Raw genomic sequence first — 4901 nt, forward strand, 5'->3', positions numbered from 1 at the left:
ATGTGGGTGTTCATGAAAAATGACAGCCGCTGTGACGACTGGACCAGCAAGTGGTCCTCGCCCTGCTTCATCAATGCCAGCAACTAAGTCATTTTTATGTCGTTTAAAACTTTCGTCAAAACGGATTTTCTCTTCATGAATCATTTGTATCTGTTTTTCTTGCTCCAGTCTTTTTTGCCATGAAGTAATTAACTTTAATACTCCCGCTCGATGATCTTCAGTTAATTTATTAGTCCATTCATTTGGCTGAGACGTGTGTTTTAGTTTTTCAGCAATCGTTTTGATGGTTTCCATACTCTTCACCTCTAAATTATGTATCATGAAAAAACCTTTCTTACCCGAAGGCAAAAAAGGTTATTGTTCTGAAGTCGTAGACATCTCTTCTACAATATCAAACGTTAATTTCCCGAGATGTTGACCACGGATATCGCGTACGATGAGTTCTGCAACTTTTTCATAATCGATTTCCCCACCATTTCCGATAGCACGTCTAAGTTTTCCGATGTGATCAAAAGTTTTCACTAAATCTTCATCCACTTCAGTCAATTTATATCGTTCTTCCATGCGTTTTGGATAGTGATCAGCTAGAAAATGTAAGCCGTATACGGCCAAATCTTCCATATTAGTAATGGTGTCTTTGATGGCACCAGTTAAAGCTAATTTATAGCCAACTGATTGATCTTCAAACTTCGGCCATAATATACCTGGTGTATCTAATAATTCAAGTTCTTTGCCTACTTTAATCCATTGTTGAGCTTTAGTTATCCCAGGAGTATTTCCTGTTTTCGCGAGATTTTTCTTTGCTAAACGATTGATTAATGTAGATTTCCCTACGTTCGGAATACCAACAATCATCGCGCGAATCGCACGAGGTTTAATCCCGCGAGAAGCCATACGCTCCCATTTTTCAGCTAATAGTTCGGTGGCAGCATTAGTTACTTGTTGTAATCCTTTGCCTTCAAATGAGTTTATGGCAACTGCACGATGACCACGCTCTTCGAAATAGCGAATCCATGCCTTCGTTTTAAAATCATCCGCCATATCAGCTTTATTTAATATTAACAATCTTGTTTTTTGACCAATTACTTCGTCTATCATTGGATTTCTTGAAGATAACGGTAACCTAGCGTCAATTAATTCAAAAATAATATCAACTAATTTTAATTTTTCCGTTACTTCGCGGCGAGCTTTCGCCATATGACCCGGAAACCATTGTATGGTCATGTTTTAATCCCCTCCATTGTTACTCGACAAATCCCATTTCATTTGGTGGCCAGAAAATAACACTTGTGCTGCCTATTATTTCCTCCATCGAAACTAATCCAATCATTCGACTGTCTTTACTATATCTTCGATTATCACCCATCACAAACACATATCCTTCAGGGATTACTGACACGTCTGTGTAATCTTCAAGTGTGAAATCTTCCGTTAAAGGACCTTCAATAATTTCTTTTTTATAAGGTTCTAAATAAGGTTCTTCTTGAGGTTCACCATTAATAAATAACTGATCGTTTTTATAAGCAACATGATCTCCTGGCAAACCGATTACCCGTTTTATGTAATCTTTTTTTTCAGGTGCATGAAACACAACGATATCGTACCGTTCAGGTTCTCCTACTTCGTAGCCAATTTTGTTGACAATCATACGGTCTCCATCTTCAAGTGTTGGCATCATCGATTCTCCATCGACGACTATTGGTGTAAATAGAAAAAACCGAATCAGCCAGGCTAGTCCAAAAGCGATGAGCAATGCTTTTGACCATTCCCAAAACTCATTCTTTTCTTTTTTAGCTTGTTCCATGTTGTTGCCTCCTTGCTTCAATTAGTTTAATTGTACAAGTATTATTAATGACAAGCAAAAAGAAAGAGAGCTTGATTGCCAAGCTCTCTTTCTGATTTAGATTATTAGTAGCGCGCTTCTTTAATACGAGCTGCTTTACCACGTAGATCACGTAGGTAATACAATTTCGCACGACGTACTTTACCACGACGAAGAACTTCTAATTGCGCAATTTTTGGTGTGTGTACTGGGAATGTACGCTCTACACCTACTCCGTAAGAAATCTTACGAACTGTGAATGTTGAACTTACTCCGCCACCACGACGTTTAATAACAACACCTTCATACATTTGGATACGTTCGCGAGTTCCCTCTACGACCTTAACGTGTACACGAACTGTGTCACCAGGACGGAATTCAGGAAGATCCGTACGAAGTTGGTCTTTAGTGATTTCTGTAATAATGTTTTGCATAGTTTTCTCTCCTTAGACAGATGCTCATGCCAACGACTATGGCTGCAGCGGAACACCGTAATTCGGCACTTCACAAAAGAAGTACAGATTAAATGATACCACAACTCATTGAAGCAAGCAAGACCATTTAGTTGTTTTTCTCTTTCACCCACTGAGCAATTTTCTTTTGTTCACTCGCGGTTAATTCAGTATTTTGCAGCAAGTCGGGACGTCTACTCCAGGTCCTATATAAAGATTGTTCGCGACGCCATTGATCAATAAGTGCATGATTACCAGATAACAACACCTCAGGCACCTTAAATCCTCTGAATTCTGAAGGTCTTGTGTAGTGTGGATGCTCGAGTAAACCAGTTGAAAATGAATCTTGAACAGGAGACTCCCCGTTACCAAGTACTCCAGGTAGTAATCGTACGACACTATCGATTACCGTCATTGCTCCAAGTTCGCCACCCGTTAACACAAAATCTCCGATTGAAATTTCGTCTGTTACCAAATGTTCGCGAACCCGTTCATCGTATCCCTCGTAATGGCCACACAAAAAAATCAATTCTTCTTCTTGCGCTAGCTCTTCTGCTTTTGCTTGTGTAAAGCGCTCACCTTGTGGACACATTAAAATGATTCTTGGTTTTGTCGAGGTTGTAGATATTGCCTCTACAGCTTGGAATAAGGGCTCCGGCTTTAAAACCATACCTGCACCCCCGCCATAAGGATAATCGTCTACCTGACTATGTTTATTGCCTGAATACGTACGAAAATCGGTTACCTCTAATGTAACAGCCTGCTTTTCCTGTGCTTTTTTTAAAATCGATGATCCAAAGACACCTTCGAACATAGCTGGAAACAACGACAACACACGAATATGCATCATGACAATAAGCCATCCAATGCGTCAATAATGATTTTCTTTTCATCCACATCAATATCTTTCACTACATCTTCGATATAAGGAATGTAATGGGGTTTTCCTTTTGCAGGCGTCACAGTCCAAACATCATTAGCTCCTGTTTGTAAAATATCAGTCACTACACCAATTTCTTGTCCTTCAAGGTCATAAACAGTACATCCCATGATTTCATGGAAATAGTATTCATTACCCTCTAAATCAGTTAATTKGTTTTCAGAAATTTTTAAGATGCCTCCACGGAAACCTTCCACCATTTCAATTGTCAAAAACCCTTCAAATGTCAAAAGGTCAAAGTTTTTGTGTTGACGATGAGTAGCCACAGTTAACACTAAAGGCGTTTTCGTTCCTTCTCTAAATAATGAAAGCTTGTTACCAATTGCATATCGCTCTTCAGGGAAGTCCGTACTTGAAATCACACGAACCTCTCCACGAATCCCATGCGTATTAACAATTTTACCTACGTTATACCATTCCATTGAAATCACTCCTTATTAAAAGGCTCTGTTAAACTATACTGTTGTTTATCGTACATTTGCGCTAGCCGCACGTTCCGCATGAGCCAACAAGTCTGTAAACCACATACTTGTGGGTCTCATTCTTTGGCCCACAGGAAGTGGGTCATGAAGGTGTTGCCACAGGACGTGGCGTTTTTAACCTTCCTTCCTTAGCATGCTAGGCGCAAATGTACTCTTTCTTCTATTTTTAATTATCCACGATTAAAGCAATTAAGGATTCAGTCTTTAGTTTTAGTGATACTTAATTAAATCAAATTTCACTCAACTTCTGTCAATTTTAGCTTGAAAATAAAAGAAGCAGGAAGAGGCCAAAATAGCATCTTTGGCCGAACATCTACTTAAAGAAACCTTCTATTCTTTAGTTAAACAAACCAAAATCATTGTGTGCTTTCAGGTTGCACACCCGCCGCAGGATGATCTACGAAAAGAGAGTTGGGCGAAGTGACACAGTCACAAGCCCAATCTCTTTTATCTCGAGAACAACGTGCAGTTGGTAAAGCTTCCGAAGCGAACTGGAAACCTGTCATCATCGTAAGAAAACCACATACTTGTGGGTCTCATTCTTCCCGCTCTTTCGGCATGCTAGGCGCGAATGTACCCTTTTGTTTGTTCTTCAATATCAACTACATTCTTTACCAAGCTTATTAGAAAAGCGTCGAAGGCTAAGATCGCGACGCCTTCATGACCCACGTCCTGTGGGTCCAAACGCAATTTTATCTCGGCTACAATGCTTGAATTTAGATGAAAAGTCTAAGTTAGTAAAAATTAATATTAAAACATTTCACCTTTTATCGGTACAAAAAAGGAAGGAACTGTGAGCTCCTTCCTCTTTTATCAATCTAAAATATCGACATACGTTTTCTTGTTATGGTGGCTGCTTGCCGCTGAATAAACAATGGTACGAATCGCTTTCGCCACACGTCCTTGCTTACCAATCACTTTCCCCATATCTTCAGCATGGACAGAAAGTTTGTAGACAATACGGTTTGTATTTTCGTCAAGTTCAACTCGAACATCATCCGGATAATCGACTAATGGTTTAACAATTGTTTCAATCAGCTGCTTCATTATGCTGCCCCCGATTACTTAGCGTTTTTTGCGATATGGTGTTTCTCCATGATACCTTGATCAGAGAACAAGTTACGAACTGTATCAGATGGTTTAGCACCATTTGATAACCATTTTAAAGCTAGTTCTTCATTGATCTTAACTTCAGCTGGTTTTGT

General features: G+C 39.4%; 7 protein-coding genes and 2 pseudogenes. 1 reads left to right on the forward strand and 8 read right to left on the reverse strand.

From position 1 onward, the window contains the following. The 6 genes and pseudogenes from AC1DOS_RS17980 to rimM form a co-directional block, all read right to left on the reverse strand. Positions 1–294, reverse strand: a pseudogene (locus tag AC1DOS_RS17980) (ribonuclease HII); the annotation flags it as partial. 60 nt (positions 295–354) lie between these two features. Then, positions 355–1224: a ribosome biogenesis GTPase YlqF gene (gene ylqF / locus AC1DOS_RS17985; protein WP_108584623.1), complete on the reverse strand. Its 870-nt coding sequence runs from the start codon at positions 1222–1224 to the stop codon at positions 355–357. Positions 1225–1243: 19 nt separating this feature from the next. Further along, on the reverse strand, positions 1244–1804 hold the full coding sequence (lepB, locus tag AC1DOS_RS17990; RefSeq protein WP_108584621.1) for a signal peptidase I: 561 nt from the start codon (positions 1802–1804) through the stop codon (positions 1244–1246). 104 nt (positions 1805–1908) lie between these two features. After that, a complete protein-coding gene (gene rplS, locus AC1DOS_RS17995; RefSeq protein WP_108584619.1) occupies positions 1909–2256 on the reverse strand; it encodes a 50S ribosomal protein L19 in 348 nt (115 codons plus the stop codon). Positions 2257–2383: 127 nt separating this feature from the next. Further along, positions 2384–3121, reverse strand: a complete 738-nt coding sequence (gene trmD, locus AC1DOS_RS18000) for a tRNA (guanosine(37)-N1)-methyltransferase TrmD (RefSeq protein ID WP_477538605.1) — start codon at positions 3119–3121, stop codon at positions 2384–2386. After that, positions 3121–3636 carry a ribosome maturation factor RimM gene (gene rimM, locus AC1DOS_RS18005; protein ID WP_477538603.1) on the reverse strand — a complete coding sequence of 172 codons (516 nt, stop codon included), beginning with the start codon at positions 3634–3636 and terminating at the stop codon, positions 3121–3123. Before rimM ends, trmD begins: the two co-directional genes overlap by 1 nt. 480 nt (positions 3637–4116) lie before the next feature. Here rimM and AC1DOS_RS18010 point away from each other — a divergent pair, with 480 nt between their 5' ends. Further along, positions 4117–4323, forward strand: coding sequence for a hypothetical protein (locus tag AC1DOS_RS18010; protein WP_477538604.1), 207 nt, complete (start codon positions 4117–4119; stop codon positions 4321–4323). Positions 4324–4509: 186 nt separating this feature from the next. Here AC1DOS_RS18010 and AC1DOS_RS18015 read toward each other — a convergent pair whose 3' ends face one another. Next, positions 4510–4743 (reverse strand): KH domain-containing protein, encoded by a 234-nt coding sequence (locus tag AC1DOS_RS18015; RefSeq protein ID WP_024535022.1) that lies wholly within the window; start codon positions 4741–4743, stop codon positions 4510–4512. Between the two features lie 14 nt (positions 4744–4757). Next, a pseudogene (gene rpsP, locus AC1DOS_RS18020) lies at positions 4758–4901 on the reverse strand (30S ribosomal protein S16); the annotation flags it as partial.

This window comes from Paenisporosarcina sp. P5_A11, from assembly GCF_056400705.1.

Excerpts from the sequence above, each read along its gene's own strand:
- AC1DOS_RS18015 (WP_024535022.1), bottom strand. The coding sequence starts at position 4,743 with ATGAAGCAGCTGATTGAAACAATTGTTAAACCATTAGTCGATTATCCG.
- trmD (WP_477538605.1), bottom strand. The coding sequence starts at position 3,121 with ATGCATATTCGTGTGTTGTCGTTGTTTCCAGCTATGTTCGAAGGTGTC.
- lepB (WP_108584621.1), bottom strand. The coding sequence starts at position 1,804 with ATGGAACAAGCTAAAAAAGAAAAGAATGAGTTTTGGGAATGGTCAAAA.
- rplS (WP_108584619.1), bottom strand. The coding sequence starts at position 2,256 with ATGCAAAACATTATTACAGAAATCACTAAAGACCAACTTCGTACGGAT.
- ylqF (WP_108584623.1), bottom strand. The coding sequence starts at position 1,224 with ATGACCATACAATGGTTTCCGGGTCATATGGCGAAAGCTCGCCGCGAA.